This window comes from Paraeggerthella hominis (assembly GCF_021044775.1).
Lineage (GTDB): Bacteria > Actinomycetota > Coriobacteriia > Coriobacteriales > Eggerthellaceae > Paraeggerthella > Paraeggerthella hominis.
On sequence record NZ_JAJNOQ010000002.1, the window covers coordinates 159,503 to 173,660 of the forward strand.

Annotated in this window: 14 protein-coding genes; 7 read left to right on the forward strand and 7 right to left on the reverse strand. The window is 55.0% G+C overall.

All coding sequences use genetic code 11. The annotated features are described in order from the left end of the window. The first annotated feature begins 354 nt into the window (after nucleotides 1-354). The 5 genes from LQE90_RS02955 (at nucleotide 355) to LQE90_RS02975 (ending at nucleotide 5,990) form a co-directional block, all read left to right on the forward strand. Nucleotides 355-1,371, forward strand: coding sequence for a helix-turn-helix transcriptional regulator (locus LQE90_RS02955; RefSeq protein ID WP_231088175.1), 1,017 nt, complete (start codon nucleotides 355-357; stop codon nucleotides 1,369-1,371). 629 nt (nucleotides 1,372-2,000) lie between these two features. Continuing rightward, the gene (locus LQE90_RS02960) at nucleotides 2,001-2,888 is read left to right on the forward strand and encodes a DMT family transporter (protein WP_216529338.1); all 888 of its coding nucleotides are present in this window, start codon (nucleotides 2,001-2,003) and stop codon (nucleotides 2,886-2,888) included. 425 nt (nucleotides 2,889-3,313) lie between these two features. Further along, a complete protein-coding gene (locus LQE90_RS02965; RefSeq protein ID WP_216529310.1) occupies nucleotides 3,314-4,168 on the forward strand; it encodes a SpoVA/SpoVAEb family sporulation membrane protein in 855 nt (284 codons plus the stop codon). Between the two features lie 39 nt (nucleotides 4,169-4,207). Then, nucleotides 4,208-4,537 (forward strand): hypothetical protein, encoded by a 330-nt coding sequence (locus LQE90_RS02970; protein WP_216529309.1) that lies wholly within the window; start codon nucleotides 4,208-4,210, stop codon nucleotides 4,535-4,537. A gap of 676 nt (nucleotides 4,538-5,213) precedes the next feature. Further along, entirely contained in the window at nucleotides 5,214-5,990 is a 777-nt protein-coding gene (locus tag LQE90_RS02975; protein WP_216529308.1) for a trigger factor, read from the forward strand. Between the two features lie 117 nt (nucleotides 5,991-6,107). Here LQE90_RS02975 and LQE90_RS02980 read toward each other — a convergent pair whose 3' ends face one another. Together LQE90_RS02980 and tig are read right to left on the reverse strand one after the other, a co-directional pair. After that, nucleotides 6,108-6,626 carry an FKBP-type peptidyl-prolyl cis-trans isomerase gene (locus LQE90_RS02980; RefSeq protein WP_114566728.1) on the reverse strand — a complete coding sequence of 173 codons (519 nt, stop codon included), beginning with the start codon at nucleotides 6,624-6,626 and terminating at the stop codon, nucleotides 6,108-6,110. Nucleotides 6,627-6,691: 65 nt separating this feature from the next. Then, entirely contained in the window at nucleotides 6,692-8,101 is a 1,410-nt protein-coding gene (gene tig, locus LQE90_RS02985; RefSeq protein ID WP_216529307.1) for a trigger factor, read from the reverse strand. 150 nt (nucleotides 8,102-8,251) lie between these two features. Here tig and LQE90_RS02990 point away from each other — a divergent pair, with 150 nt between their 5' ends. Then, a complete protein-coding gene (locus LQE90_RS02990) occupies nucleotides 8,252-8,668 on the forward strand; it encodes a hypothetical protein (protein ID WP_114566730.1) in 417 nt (138 codons plus the stop codon). A gap of 6 nt (nucleotides 8,669-8,674) precedes the next feature. On the opposite strand, the gene LQE90_RS02995 is transcribed toward LQE90_RS02990, so the two are convergent. Continuing rightward, nucleotides 8,675-8,950, reverse strand: a complete 276-nt coding sequence (locus tag LQE90_RS02995; protein ID WP_216529306.1) for a hypothetical protein — start codon at nucleotides 8,948-8,950, stop codon at nucleotides 8,675-8,677. Nucleotides 8,951-8,979: 29 nt separating this feature from the next. On the opposite strand from LQE90_RS02995, the gene LQE90_RS03000 reads away from it, so the two are divergent. Then, nucleotides 8,980-10,410, forward strand: coding sequence for a radical SAM protein (locus LQE90_RS03000; RefSeq protein ID WP_216529305.1), 1,431 nt, complete (start codon nucleotides 8,980-8,982; stop codon nucleotides 10,408-10,410). A 99-nt stretch (nucleotides 10,411-10,509) separates the two neighbouring features. On the opposite strand, the gene LQE90_RS03005 is transcribed toward LQE90_RS03000, so the two are convergent. The 4 genes from LQE90_RS03005 to LQE90_RS03020 form a co-directional block, all read right to left on the reverse strand. Further along, nucleotides 10,510-10,845 (reverse strand): hypothetical protein, encoded by a 336-nt coding sequence (locus LQE90_RS03005; RefSeq protein WP_114566733.1) that lies wholly within the window; start codon nucleotides 10,843-10,845, stop codon nucleotides 10,510-10,512. 196 nt (nucleotides 10,846-11,041) lie between these two features. Next, nucleotides 11,042-11,311, reverse strand: a complete 270-nt coding sequence (locus tag LQE90_RS03010) for a hypothetical protein (RefSeq protein ID WP_114566734.1) — start codon at nucleotides 11,309-11,311, stop codon at nucleotides 11,042-11,044. A gap of 87 nt (nucleotides 11,312-11,398) precedes the next feature. Then, complete coding sequence (locus LQE90_RS03015) at nucleotides 11,399-11,758, reverse strand: oxidoreductase (protein WP_114566735.1); 360 nt, start codon at nucleotides 11,756-11,758, stop codon at nucleotides 11,399-11,401. A gap of 20 nt (nucleotides 11,759-11,778) precedes the next feature. Further along, nucleotides 11,779-14,091 (reverse strand): molybdopterin-dependent oxidoreductase, encoded by a 2,313-nt coding sequence (locus tag LQE90_RS03020; RefSeq protein ID WP_216529304.1) that lies wholly within the window; start codon nucleotides 14,089-14,091, stop codon nucleotides 11,779-11,781. Between the last annotated feature and the right edge of the window lie 67 nt (nucleotides 14,092-14,158).

The following is a 14,158-nucleotide window of genomic DNA, read 5'->3' on the forward strand; positions in this document are numbered from 1 at the left end:
CGATTTTTGGGCATGGGATTGCTTGTCGCATGGCTATGCTGCACGCACGTAACCTTCATTTTTCCTGGCTTCGGATTTCCCGACGCGTCACTTGCGGCCATCAATTACGGGATGCGCGTAGGCGACGTTGGCACGTTTTTGGTACTCGCCCTTTTTTCAAACCGCATCGGTCGCCTCGGCAGTCATAAAAAAGCAAGCACTGCATTCGTAATCATCACGGCAGCAGGGACAGCGCTTCTGGGACTGGTCTTGTTCCCCGCAGGAAGCGCAGCGGCAATTCTGTTTGCCGTATCGGCCGTAACAGCTATCGGAGGCGCCTTTCTCTTTTGTCTTTGGGCGGAAGCGTACAGCCAAATGGGAACTACGCGCACGCTCATGTACGGCGCAGGTTCGTGCATCACCGCCGCCGTAGTTTCGTTCGCAGTCAGCACCATGCAGGAACCGTACGCTATCGCCGCAACGGCGCTGCTTCCCTTGGCGTCGTTGGCATGCGCCCTGCTGAGCTTGCGCATCCTTCCAACGGAACCTGCCCGCTCGGCGAACACACGCTACCCCCTTCCCTGGAAGCTGCTGGGCATCATGACGGCCGCCGGACTTCTTTCCGGCACCGCAGGATCGGTCATCCCCGATGCCACCTGGATGGGAGCCATTCACCGCGTGGTGGCGACCGGACTCGCGGGTATCGTGATCATCGTGATGGCGCTCACGCTGAAAGATCGCATCGACGTGCGGTTCCTTGCAAAGGTTGGCCTGCCCCTCTCCATCATCGCGCTGGCAGCGATTCCCTTCGCTGATCCGCAATGGGGATTCGCCGTCTCGTTTTCCCTCAAGCTGGCATACGTGTGGTTCACCATGTTCGTACTGCTCATGCTGGCAAACATCGCGTTTCGCTTCGAGGTTCCCACCCTGCGGCTCTTCGCCCTTGCCCGCGCGTTGAGCGAGTTGGGAATTTTCGCGGGAATCGGCATCCGCCAATGCCTGCTGCAGAACAGCCTGTTTTTCAACGAGGCGTTCCTTGTTGGATTGGCGCTGGGCGGCATCGTGCTGGTTTTGGTATGCGCACTGGTCTGGACCAGCGAAAAGTCCGTGAACGGAGACTGGGGCGCATCGGGAATAACCCTCGACGGGCAACTGCATGTGCCCGGCCCGCGCGAACGGTTCATGGCGCGATGCGAGTCGCTGGCGGAACGATACGGCCTCACGGCCCGGGAAACCGAGATCATGGGGCTGATCGCCCAGCGAAAAAGCCGCGCCGAAATCGAGCAGCAGCTATTCCTTTCCGAGAATACGGTTAAGACCCATGTTCGTCACCTGTACGCCAAGCTCGGCGCGCACTCGAAAGCCGACGTCATAGCCTTGTTCGAGGAGTGACGCCGCGTGCGGTGCGGGCTTGCGCGGCGTGCGGGTCGCCGCGGCACCGAAGCCCGCCGTTCCGCAACCCGTAAACTACCGGCAAAGCGGTGCGGCGCGCCGAAGTCCCTGGGAATCGGGTCGCGCCGTCAAAGCAACGCGCCGCACGCGGCACCGAAACCCATGGGAATCGCGTCCGCTGTCAAAAAAGACGAGTTTTGCGGGACTTTGACCGAGTATTTCGCCTCTCGGAAGCAAGGCTCGTGATGGGTTTTCGCATAATACCAGGTCACAAGCGTGTACATTTTGTTTATCCTCACTTGAGGACCCGCAAAACTCGTTCTTTTTGACAGAACGCCACGGCCCGCGCCAGCCGGCGTCGATCCGCCCAACCCCGCGGGGGTTGCCAGCCCCCGCCGCAGCTCGACCCCGCGGGGGTTGCCAGCCCCCGCCGCAGCTCGACCCCGCGGGGGTTGCCAGCCCCCGCCGTCGCCCGGCCCGCGTCCCCGCGAGCCGTCAGCCCCAATCACCCCAACGACACCGAGCCGAGCGAACGCCAGCCTCAACTCTGCAGCAAGCGCTTCGTGCTATGATGCTCTACCGTGACCGAAATCATCCAACATACCGCGCGCTCTTTGTGGACCTACAAGATGTTTCTCCTGTTGGCAGCTGCCATCTGGGGTTTAGGCACCGTCGTCATCAAGTCGACGGTCGACGCCTTCCCTCCTGCGTGGCTGGTAGGAGTGCGCTTCACGGCCGCCGGCATCATCCTGGGCGCCATCATGCTGCCGCGCTTCCGCAAGAATCTAGATGCGGACCACCTGAAAAAAGGCGGGATTCTGGGAGCATGGCTGTTCCTTGCGTACTGGGCAAACTCCACGGGACTCACGGATACCACGGCTTCCAACAGCGCTTTCTTAACGTCGCTGTATTGCGTGATCATCCCGTTTTTAGGCTGGGCGCTGCGCGGATCCAAACCCACGCGATTCAATGTAGCGGCAGCCATCGTGTGCGTCGCGGGCGTCGGATGCGTTTCGTTTGCGGGTGCGTCGGGACTATCGCTGCGATTCGGCGATCTGATCACCCTGCTTTCCGCTCTGTTCCTGAGTTTTCACGTGCTGTTCACGGCGAAATACGCGCGGGAGCGTGACATGACGCTGCTCACCGTGGTGCAGTTCATCGTGGCGGGCGCGCTTGGTTTCGCCGCAGGCATCGCGTTCGAGCCGACGCCTAATTTCTCCGCGTTGGGCTTGGATACCTGGACCAGCTTGGCTTACTTGGCCGTCTTCGCTTCGTGCATAGCGCTGCTGCTGCAAAACGTTGCGGTTGCGCACGTGGATCCAGCTCCGGCATCGTTGTTCTTAGCTACGGAATCGGTTTTCGGAGTGACGTTTTCCATTATGTTTTTAGGCGAAGCCCTCACCGCGCCGCTGTTCGCCGGATTCGCCCTTATCTTCGCTGGCATTGTGGTGAGCGAATACCTGCCTTTACGAGCAGAAAAGAAGCGCGCGGCTCGAAAGGCAAAACCACGCGATTAAACGGTTGCGCGAGCGCGTGACGCCGACCGACAACCGTCCGACAAGCCGATCCGCGCCCAAAAGCAGAACGATAAATGTCACTTGCCTATTAGTAGACTATGTCATATAATAGTACTCGTCTGAAGCACCCTGAACCGGAAAGTCCTCCAACGCTTTCCGGTTCTCCTTTTTCTGGGAGAGTCGCGCATCGATCGCTCTTGACATCCTTTTCATACACCGTGATCGATTGCGCCAGGCAACGCACCGTCAGAACCCCCAATTCATCCCTCCGAAGAAAGAAATACCGAAGGCCTAGTACGCTCGGAAGGATGCCGCAACCCCTCTTCTCATTACAATTGAAAAGGCTTGTCTCCACGCTAGGCAAGGAACCGAAGCGTGAAGACCCGCACAAGAAACAACCTACGCACGGATAGAGGAGATGGTTGATGAAAGCATACAAAACGGTGGTATACAGCTTCTTTATCGGCGGGCTATTTGCACTTATTGCCCAAGCCTTGGTGACGGTGTGGACCCATCTTCTTACCAACACGCCAATGGAGTTCTTCATTGGCGGCTCCACTCTTATCAGCATGGGCATCATCGGATGCGTACTGGGAGGATTTGCTAACTACCAGATCGTAGAGAAATGGGGAACCTTCGGAGCCCTTCTCCCGTTTTCAGGTTTCGCCATGGCCGTCGGCATGAAGATGATCGGACCCTGGACAAAAGACAATGCTAGCGTCGGAAAAGCCATCATCCCCGGTCTTTGGCTGGTGATTTGGTTCAACCTTGTAGCGGCAGCCATCAGCATCCTGTTTGGCTACATCTGTGGCATGGCAGGCATAGAGCCCTTGGTCAGCCTCGAAAAAAACACCACCGCCACGGTGTTTCCTCTTTCTTTCTTGGTAGGTGGCGCGCTCTGCATGCTGTTCCAAGTTGTCTACTTGATAGTTAAAAGAATAACTCCCAAGTGTAAGCCGCTCTGGATTCTGCTTACAGCATGGTTTTGCGGATCCGTTTTCGCGCCACTGGGCATTTCTGGCGCACTCGCAAGCTTGGCGGGACAAGGCTTCAGCGTGCTTATCCCTGTTGGTGGTTACAACATGTATAACGTGGGAATGTCGTTCGCTATGGGAGCTTTCGACGACGGCTTGCTCCATCTAGGTTCGTTCTTCCTCGCCGTCGCAGGACTATTCTTTACGGGCCTTGCAACCTTCTTGATTTACAAGGCAAAGTTTGGTCGAATGCCGCTTGAAGAAGTTCATCGCATGAAAGGCCAGGAGTTCATCGACGGAATATAATGAACCTACGTGCAAACAAAGCGCGACAAGGAGACCGGCATGTCAAAGAAAGCAAGTAAACAATTCTCTAAAGCTTTCGAAACCATCGAGGCTTTGAAAGCAAGCAACCGCAAGGCGTTTATCAAGATCCTTGCGGCCATGGCGGCCGTCCTATTGCTCGGCCTCGGACGAACCGCCCTCGACGTGTACGGTCTCATTCCATCCGAGTCAGTTGGCACAATAGCCAGCGGCGCTGTTTATCTGATAGCTATATTCATGGCCTTCATTGCAGGACAGTCGGGCATCAGCATTGCCAAAAATCGACGCGAGATCGACAGCATCTGCGATCGTACGGGAATTACGAAAGATCGCATCAAGGCACACCGGTAGAAGCGCTGTTCGTAAAGAGCTCACCTCTACCAATTCAAAAGCGCCGCCCCTTAGAAAAAAGGGGCGGCGTAAAACCATGATCTCATTTTCGAAAAGAGAAAAGGGCTATTTCATTTTGCCGTGATCAACGGTTCGCTCACACGCGTCAGGCACGGACGAATATCTTCGGTCGGTTGATCCGTCCTTCCCTTCTTGCACGAGTTGTAGCACACTTCACCGCAAATCGTGCAAACCACAGGCTCGGGAACAGCCATGTCCGTCAAATCAAACCCGCATTTCGTACACGGGTTTGGCTCGGAAAAATGCTCCAGATCCACCGCATTGAACATACCGCACTCCGGACACTTGACCGGGCGTTTGCGCGGCGGTCTGCAACCGCCGCAAATCGGATTACACGACCAACACACGTTCTCTCGCTCCCTTCAGCCGATCTAGGCGCACGAACACCTTGTCGTCGCTCTTTGCGATCAATGGTAGCAAGAGATAGTCCCTCATCCATCATCCCCAGAGTCCCATATTTAACCGAGAACATACAGGTTCAACCAATCATCCTTCTCAACGCATTCGCTTGCTATATAATATATGACGTAGTCTAGTATGATCGCATGTCACATGCGCGCGACATGCGAAAACTCACGGGGAACAGCGCGCATACTCAACCCATGGAGGCTATCATATGGCAAGCCGTCACTTCACTCTCACCTCGTACGATCCGGTTTACGTAGTCGCCGAGGAAATCCGAATTCCCGAAGACGCTATCAAAGATCAGGCAATCCGCTGGTTGAAAAACATGATTTGCAAGGCCGGCGAAGAGCCTAAGCTCACCGACAGCTGGATCAGTACCCATACTGAAGACTTCAAAAGCGTAGATGACCTTTTAATCTTCATTCGGTACAACATGTACAAAGACAGCAGAGAGCTTCAAGAGTTGGCGGATCAGGACGTTATTTGCAAAGAACTCGCGACGCGTTTGGTTGAAGAGCTCCCCGAAGATCTCGTTGAAGGTGCGCTCAATGACGCGAATGTACGCCTCGAGGAAATGATCGCCCGGAACGGTATGACCCTGGAGAGTTTCAGCCAACAGCGAGGCATCACGGTTGAGCAAGTATACGCCGACGTCAAAGAACGCACACTTCAAAGCCTCCGAGAAGACTCCGCCCTCGAAGCCTACGCAACCCATCGGGGCATAATCGTTGAGCCTGAAGATTATTACGATATCATTCCCGGAGACAGCATCCAGGACAAGGCGCGGAAGAGGCGCCAGATCGAGATGCAGGGTCGCCTCGCCCAAATGGAAGAGTATGCCCGAAAGACCAAGGCCCTAAAAGAAATCATGGAAAACGCGATGATCAAACGCAAGGCCACCGATACCGAATGGCTGCGTTACGGCGATACGAGCAACGACGTACTTAACGCGAACAAGCAGTTTCCTGACAGCTTCGTAGGATTGTAAGACGCGGGGTGCGGGATTTCGAATAAGAGAAATCCCGCACCTCAGCGCGAACGCAAAAGAACCCCCGCCATACTTGAAAACCAGGCGGGGGTTCTTTTGCGCTATCGGCGAAAAAGCTTAGCGGTAGTCTTCGCCCTGGTCGCCACCAAGCAGTTTCGACTGCTCTTTGAAATGTTTGCTCTTTTCGGCAGCAGAAACAAAATTCTCAGGCGCATCTTCGATTTCGAGAATCTCCACTTCGAAATTGAGATTCTGGCCAGCCAAAGGATGGTTCAAGTCAAACACCACCACGCCCTTGCCAACCTCCAAAACCGTCGCAGGCATAGGCGATCCGTCTTCGCCGCTTGCTAGCATAATGCGCTTTCCCACTTTGACGTCGGAAACGGGAATCTGCTCCAAGGGAATGCGCGCCGTATAATCCTCTAAGTACTCACCGTATCCACCGTATTCATCAACGATAAACGTAGCACGCTCGCCCACTTCGTTCATCTCCAGAATAGCCTTCTCGAATCCGTCGATCGCCATATCCATACCCGTTTGAAACTTCATCGGATTCTCCGGCGTAGCGAACCCAAAAACCGTGCCATCATCGAGCTTACCCGTGTAGGTAAGAGTTACCGTAGAGCCAAGTTCCATCTTCGATCTCCTTTTCGAATCGATTGTCCGCCGCAACGCGACAGACAATCCAGCGGGCAGTTCGCTTATTCAACCGGTTCTTCTACCACCGTGACCACAGCCGTCTCAACCAGCCATTCCGTGGATTTCGACTGACGGCACATCTTTCGGACGGACGCCATGCGACCGCTCTTTTCCCAATCTTCACGCGCACCCTCAAGGCCGCGCTCGCTCGAAAACATTCCATCGATATCCTCTTCGGAAAGCTCCCAGCCCTTTTGCGCGAACAGGGATTCGAGAGCGCAATCGATAGCTGCGCGGCGTTCCGCTTCGGTCGAGATTTTTTCTTTCATCTTGTCGCCATCAATGCTGTTCTGCAGCATCCATTGCTGCAAGCTGGTCCCCTGCTGCTTGAGCGACTGAATCATCTCGCGCCCGACATCTTGACGAATAAAATCAACGTAATAAGCAGGGACGGCCCCATCGAGGCGATCGACCAATTGGTCGATCGCTCGATCTACCATCAGCCCGGGGAGGTCTTTCCCCTTCTGCATATTGATGGCCAATTTCAACTGCTTCCGAAGATCATCAACGTTTTCGCAACCAACTTTACCCGCAAATGCGTCATCCACTTCAGGCACGATGCACCTTCGCAAGCCTTTGACTTCGACGATCGCGCTCAACTCGCCGTCGCCGTATTCCGATTCGCCTTCGGCATCTTTTGCCTCGAAGTCGAATTCGAGCCTGTCGCCGACTTTTGAACCAACTACCTGAGCATCAAACGATTCGGGCATGGTCCCCTCGCCCAGACCTATCATGCGGTCGGCCGCTCCAAGACCAGACACCATCCTGCCGTGGTTCGTCACGGTCAAGGTCATTTCGACATAGTCACCCCATTCGGCTTTATGCTCAGCATCGCCGATCGTTTCAAAAGAATGGTAAAAGCTCTGCAGTTCGCGAATCTGAGCTTGAATATCCTGCTCGGTTGCTTCCTCGGGCGGCATCACGATAGAAACCGGTTCGTAACTTGTCAGATGCATGCTCGGCGCAACGGGTCCGGACACATCGAACGAAAACGGCTTACCTTCTTCCAGCATCTCGGCAACGCTGAATTGAGGATCCCCTATAAAAAGAATTCCCTCATCATCGATAGCTTTGAAGGCAAATTCATTGATAAGCGTCTCGGCAACTCCGCCCATGGCGTTTGCATGACCGCCTACGCTCTGCTCCAAGATATTGCGAGGGGCTTTGCCTTTCCGAAAGCCCGGAATATCTTTTTGAGAGATCTGGTGAAAAAACTCTTTCGCTGATTCTTCGACTTCCTGCACCGTTGCGACCATGGTGAAAGAGAGCTCTTGAACCTCGCCATCATCCACGCGCGTTTTGTCTTTGATTTGCACGATTTCCCCCGAGTAGTTCGAAGATGTTTGGCTTTTTTGAACCCTGTTCAACTTGCATTCAAGCCCGCTGACTGCATGATAGTAATTGTACCACAATCGCCCTGCTATAATTCTTGTTATATGGCCTTTAATCAGGCTAAACTATCAGAAGAAAGGTGTTTGTAGCTTAGCGGAAAACGCCCGAAAACTACGATGAAAACACCGAAACGAATAGGCTTATTTTCCCTTGTTTGCAGGGAGGAAATCATGGGGACCTACGAGCGCGAGCAGCAGCACATCAAACAGGGAATTGCCCAGCGAGGCCAAGCAGCGCTCGACTATTTTGCAGAGCTGGATGCCGAGCTTTCTGAAGAGGCATCCTGCCTTACGCATCGCCCGGATTACAGCAAAACGCTCTTCGCACCCGAACACGATGACATCTATCGGGAATTCTGCTCTTACCTCGACCTACCCAAACCTCGTTTCTTCGACAAAGTTGAAAGCCCTCTCGTGATCGAAGGGCTCACGGCAGCCGATGTTTACTTTGCTATGAAGTCGAAGAATCCGCGAATTGTTTCGATAGACGGAGCGGCTGTATACAACATGCTCGTCAAGCTTCGTACGCAACCCGAAATCACCAAGCGGGTGCTGAGTTTCACTCCCACGTGCTACAAATGCGGATAGCAGGCTCTACGCAGGATCAGCCGTATTCAAACGAATAGCGCATTTTTGCAGCTCGTCAACCATGTGCATGTCTACCGCTCCATCGCACGCGAGCCCCTGATCAATCTGCGCGTCAATCAAAAAGCAGGCTCGAACGAAATCTTCGTTCTGCTGGCTAAGCATCCCCAAGCGACGCGCGACCTCGAATCCCTTTTCAAGATCGGTCGATTTCGCAACTCGCCAAAGATGCAGCGTCACCAAGCGCACCGACCCTTGAAAACGTCTTTCAACAGGAACTTCCACCGCGCGACCTCCTTGTATTGCCCTCAGCAATGATGCGTCTCGTCATACAAGTCGCCTATACCGACTATAATGGAGCAAGCAAAAAGTCCAACCCCGATCGAACAAATAACCCCAGACCAGCATGCAAAAACCGCATCTTCAACAACCCATTGTCGAACAGATACGAACGGAGCGCCCGCATGTCCGATGAAGCACTCGATGCAGCCCTCGCCGAATACGCCGACGTCGAAAAACGCTACGTGCAAACCCTTGAGAAAAAGGGGTTGATATTCGCTCCAAAATACGCTGACGCCGATCTTTGCGCCCAACTTCGCACACGCCTGATTGCACGAGGAGTTGCTTCGCGCAATAGCGGGGCAAGTCTCAGCGTGGGGCATCTTTCGTCGGCCTGCGTGGAATGCACCGGCAACCGCGGATCGGAAACGTTTTCCACTACGTTCAAGTGCCACCGAGATTGCTATTTTTGCTTCAACCACAACCAACCCGAATACGAAACGTTCTTTCGCGAAGGCTGTCCCTGGAAGGAAACCCTCGAACGATCGGCAAGCGAGAACCAAACTCTTGCTTGCGTGGGTCTAACCGGAGGCGAGCCTCTACTCGATCTGGAAAACGCGATCGACTTTTTACAACATGCAGAAAGAACGTGGCCAAACGCACACAAACGCATGTACACCTCAGGGGATCTGCTGACCGAAGAGAGCGCTGCGAGATTGTGCGCGGCCGGATTGGATGAAATCCGATTCAGCGTAAAGGACGACGATACTCCCGATCAGCAAAAGCAAGTTATTGCAGCTATGCGCGTCGCCAAGCGCCACATTCCCTCGGTCATGGTGGAAATGCCGGTGATTCCCGGTTCCGAGCAACATATGCACAAGTTGTTCCGCGCATTCCAAGAGGTCGGCATCGATGGCATCAACCTTTTGGAATTCTGCTTCCCCTTCTGCAACTGGGACGAATTCAGCAAGCGAGGATTCATGCTGAAGAACCCTCCATTCGAGGTCATGTACGACTACGATTATTCGGGCGGCTTGGCCGTCGCCGGTAGTGAAGCACTTGCCCTTTCGCTTATGGAGTGGGCACTTGACGAGGGAATATCGTTTGGAATGCACTACTGCTCCCTTGAAAACAAGCACCGCAGCGAGCTTCGACAAAAAAACGAACGAGCTGCCAACGCTCATCCGTGCGTAGTATTCGACAACGACGATTTCTTTTTGAAAACGGCAAAAGTGTTTGGAAAGGATGTGCCTCCGGTACGCGCAGCGCTTCAAGAAGCAGGCTGCACCGACTTCATGGAAGACCCGGCCGAACAATCCCTTGCATTCCCTCCGCGCTTTCTCGATACAGCGCGCAGCATCATGGCAAATAACGGGAAGTCCGTCCGCATCATGACATGTTACTTGGTGTGCGAGAGCAATGACTCGGAAAGCTACCTGATTGACGTGGCTTTGCGCGAAGCATAGTGCCACAAAGCTTGCACGGCATCCAAGCGAACTTCAAAGAAACGCCCCGGACGTCCGGGGCGTTTCTTATTCACGCATGCGCGGTCAGGCGTACAGAAACTACGCAACCTTCCAAGGAGCGCCCGCCGGATTCAATTTGCGACGAAGAGAAAGTTCTTCAGCAAAAAGAATGCAGTAGCGCATACCCTTAAGTGTCACGTACAAGCACGCGATCTCATGCTTGCCACCATGGTTGAACACGTCGTACGTCAGGTACTTACGATCAAGCATATCCTGGTATATAGGATTGCCTTTAAGCTTGCTCAAAAGCATGTTCGTAGACTCGCGCCCCAGTTCGTCCTGCTTCAGGCAGATGTTGTACAGGATGTTCTCCTGCTCCTCCGTCAGTCGACCCAGTTCTTCGACTTCTCGCTTGATCTCGTCTTCAGTTGCCATAAGAGCCTTGCCTCCTTGCGCGGTCCGGTGTTCGCTTTTTCGGCGCTTCCCATAGTTTTCAATACGATGCCCGTAAAGCTCTTTCCCCCTGAAAAGCGCTACGGACAACGTAGTGCTCCCCATTTCAAGAAAGGACTCGCCCCGAGAAACAAGCGAGCCCTTTCTCTTCACTTCAGCAAAAGCACATCGCTTAAGCTTATTCCGCCGGCTTGATGTCCTTGAAGCTGCCGCCAAGACCAAGTTCGCCAGCACCTTCGTTACCAGTAGCCTTCGTGGAGGTGTAACCGCCCCAAGCGCGGGCAATGTACTTGCCCTTCACGAAGAAGATCTGCGCCTTCATCAGCTCGGCCTTGGTAATGCCGCACTCAGCCATAGCTTCATCTTGGCTCTTGCCCTCAGCCAGCAGAGCGTTCAGCTTCTCTGCGCCCTCGGGTGCGTCAAGTGCCAAAAATTCGTCACGAGTCATTTCGCCCTCCTTGTCAGTCTTCAACACGATACCGTGGTCACCGGCTACGCAACCGATGGCCACGGTAATCCTACCTAGAGCGCAAGCTTAGAGCTGGAACAGCACCATCGGGCGGTCGAACTCAGCCATCTTGGCCTGCATCTCCTCAAGCGTACCGTAGTACATGGAAGCAGACTCTTCTACCTGCACAGCCATCGGGCGCTGGCCGGCCTTATCGCCGCCCGTTCCCCAATGCTCGGAGAAGATGGACGTCGGGCACGGGATGTAGAACCATTCCCAAGCGTCGCCGTCATTGCCCTCGCCCTTCTTGAACGGACCAACTTCGACTTCCTTGATGCCGAACTGATCGAGAGGAAGGCCGAGCTCTTCCTTGCAGGCAATCTCAGCGGCATGATTGCCAGAGAAATAGGTGTAATCAACGAGCAAAGCGTATTTCTGATCTGCCATTGGTGTCACTTCCTTTCTTGTTAGTCCTGGTCAAGGCTACGGACGCGACGAACGTTGCACATGACGCCCTTGTAAGGAGCACCGAAGCCAAGCTTACCAACATTGAAGTGCGGAACCAGACTGTTGAAGTTGGACTTCCAAACGCCGAACAGGTTGGGCTCTTCGCCATCCTGCTCGGGGAACCACCAGCCATGAGCGCAGTTCAGGATACCGGGCTTGATGACCGGAGTAACCTCGGCCTTGAAGCGAGCCTCGCCGAACATGTTGTAAACCTCGCACCAGTCGCCATCGGTGATGCCGTATTCCTCGGCGGTCTGCGGGTTGAGCTGCACCCACGGCCACGGATCGATCTGACGCAAAGACGGCACGTGACGATGCTCGGAGTGGAACGAGCTGTAACGACGAGAGCCAGACGTAGAAATCAGCGGATACTGACCGGCAAACTCAGGCTTGCTGATCGGGCTGTAGTTCGGCTCTTCGTAGTACGGCAGCGGGTCCTCGCCCCAGGATTCGTACAGAATCGAGTAGGCTTCGATCTGGCCGGTAATGGTGTTGAAGCCGGGCTCGCCGTCGAAGCGGAGCAGACCCTTCTCGTACTTCTCGTACTCGAAGCCATGAGCGCCGGGCTGATACAGGCCAAGCTCCTGGAAGGTCTTCCAGTCGAAGCCAAGCTCCTTCAGCTGATCGCTGTAGAAGTCCTCAACAGCCGTTGCCAGAGCATCGAGGTCGAGGGACTTGCCGTCAGCAGGCTTGTACCACGGCCACCAGCTCGGGTTGAGGCGCTGACCAAACATGAGGCAGATCTCGACGTCGGACTTGCACTCGCCAACCTGCAGAGCCTTGTTCATGGGGCCCATGAACACGGTGTTGCGGCCATAGTGCGTCAGAACGATGCCGTTGTGCTCGGCCCACGTTGCCATCGGCAAGAAGTAGTCGCCCACGGCCATAGCCGTCGGGGTCATGGTGAGGTCCTGAACGACCACGAACTCGAGCTTTTGCAGAGCCTTATGCCAACGCTTCGGCTGAGCGGAGCAGGTCGGAGTCAGGAAATTGGAGCTGTTGAACCAACCCATCTTCAGAGCATAGGGCTCGTCGGATTCCATGGTGTTCAGCGTCTCGTCGGGCTGCGTGGTAGCCATGCCGGTGGACAGACCCGGCCATGCAGCAGCACCGATGCGCTTCTCCCACACAGAGTCTTCCATAGCGCCACGCTGCTCCATACGCCACTTGCCAAGCAGAGCAGACGGAGGACCAAGCGTCAGGCCACCGGGGCGGTCGATCGAGCCAGCCAGAGCGGCAAGAATGATGAACGCCTGGGACAGCTGCACGCCGTTCTTGTTCTGATCGAACGCCAGACCCCATGCCCAACCGACAGGACGCTCGGTACCGATAATGTGCGCAACGCGCTTGATATCCTCGGCGGGAACCGTGGTGATCTCGGCAACCTTGTCGACGGGGTACTCAGCAGCACGCTCTTTGATCTCGTCCAAGCCGTAGATCCACTTCTCAGCGAACTCGTGATCGTACTCGTCGTTCTCGAACATGAGGTTCATGATGGCCAAAGCAAGAGCGGTGTCCGTCTGAGGACGAACCTGCAGGTTGATGTTGCCGTCATGAGCGCCCACCCACGTGATACGGGGGTCGATGGAGATAATCTTGGTGCCAAGCTTCATGAGGTCGACCAGGCAGTGGCCGAAGAAGCCGTCGCCGTTGGACGGAAGAGGTTCTTTACCCCAAACAACAATGTACTTCGGCACTTCGTAACGCGGATCCTGGTAGCTGCCAGGCAGATGGCCGGCATAGTCGAGCTCGGGATAGCCAGCACCCAAAACGTAGTCGGAAATGGAGCAGCGCGGACCGTAGCAGGACCAACCGGACTGCGTGTAGCAGCAGTTGGGCGACTGCAGAACGGAGAAGGTCAGCGCATAGTAGAAGATGCAGGCCTCGCGACCAGTACCGCCGAAGCACACGATCGACTCGGGACCATACGTCTCCTGGAAATAACGAACCTTCTCGCAAATGGTATCCAGAGCCTCGTCCCACGTGGTCTGAACCCACTTGTCCTTGCCGCGATCGGCATAATCGCGCTTCATCGGGTGGATGATACGCGACGGAGCGTACGTGTACTCGCGAAGAGCAAGGTTCATTGCGTTCACGCGACCGGTGGTGATGGGGTTGTCGTCATCGCCCTCGATGCGGATCAGCTCGCCGTCCTTGGTAACAACCTTGACGCCGTACCCTACGGGATGGCTTCCCGGAGGCGACCACGTATTGCTACGGGTTACAACCGTCCCATCCTCCATTACGGTTTGCCACTGTTTACCGTATGCCATGTTTTCCTTCTTTCTGAGCTCGTCACTCGCATACTGAAGAAACTTTTTCCGCCTTGCGGCGAGAAAA

Bases quoted from the DNA above. Each gene is read 5' to 3' on its own strand.
- LQE90_RS02955 (WP_231088175.1), top strand. From the start codon at position 355: ATGGGAACTACGCGCACGCTCATGTACGGCGCAGGTTCGTGCATCACC.
- LQE90_RS02960 (WP_216529338.1), top strand. From the start codon at position 2,001: ATGTTTCTCCTGTTGGCAGCTGCCATCTGGGGTTTAGGCACCGTCGTC.
- LQE90_RS02965 (WP_216529310.1), top strand. From the start codon at position 3,314: ATGAAAGCATACAAAACGGTGGTATACAGCTTCTTTATCGGCGGGCTA.
- LQE90_RS02970 (WP_216529309.1), top strand. From the start codon at position 4,208: ATGTCAAAGAAAGCAAGTAAACAATTCTCTAAAGCTTTCGAAACCATC.
- LQE90_RS02975 (WP_216529308.1), top strand. From the start codon at position 5,214: ATGGCAAGCCGTCACTTCACTCTCACCTCGTACGATCCGGTTTACGTA.
- LQE90_RS02980 (WP_114566728.1), bottom strand. From the start codon at position 6,626: ATGGAACTTGGCTCTACGGTAACTCTTACCTACACGGGTAAGCTCGAT.
- LQE90_RS02990 (WP_114566730.1), top strand. From the start codon at position 8,252: ATGGGGACCTACGAGCGCGAGCAGCAGCACATCAAACAGGGAATTGCC.
- LQE90_RS03000 (WP_216529305.1), top strand. From the start codon at position 8,980: ATGATGCGTCTCGTCATACAAGTCGCCTATACCGACTATAATGGAGCA.
- LQE90_RS03005 (WP_114566733.1), bottom strand. From the start codon at position 10,845: ATGGCAACTGAAGACGAGATCAAGCGAGAAGTCGAAGAACTGGGTCGA.
- LQE90_RS03010 (WP_114566734.1), bottom strand. From the start codon at position 11,311: ATGACTCGTGACGAATTTTTGGCACTTGACGCACCCGAGGGCGCAGAG.
- LQE90_RS03015 (WP_114566735.1), bottom strand. From the start codon at position 11,758: ATGGCAGATCAGAAATACGCTTTGCTCGTTGATTACACCTATTTCTCT.
- LQE90_RS03020 (WP_216529304.1), bottom strand. From the start codon at position 14,091: ATGGCATACGGTAAACAGTGGCAAACCGTAATGGAGGATGGGACGGTT.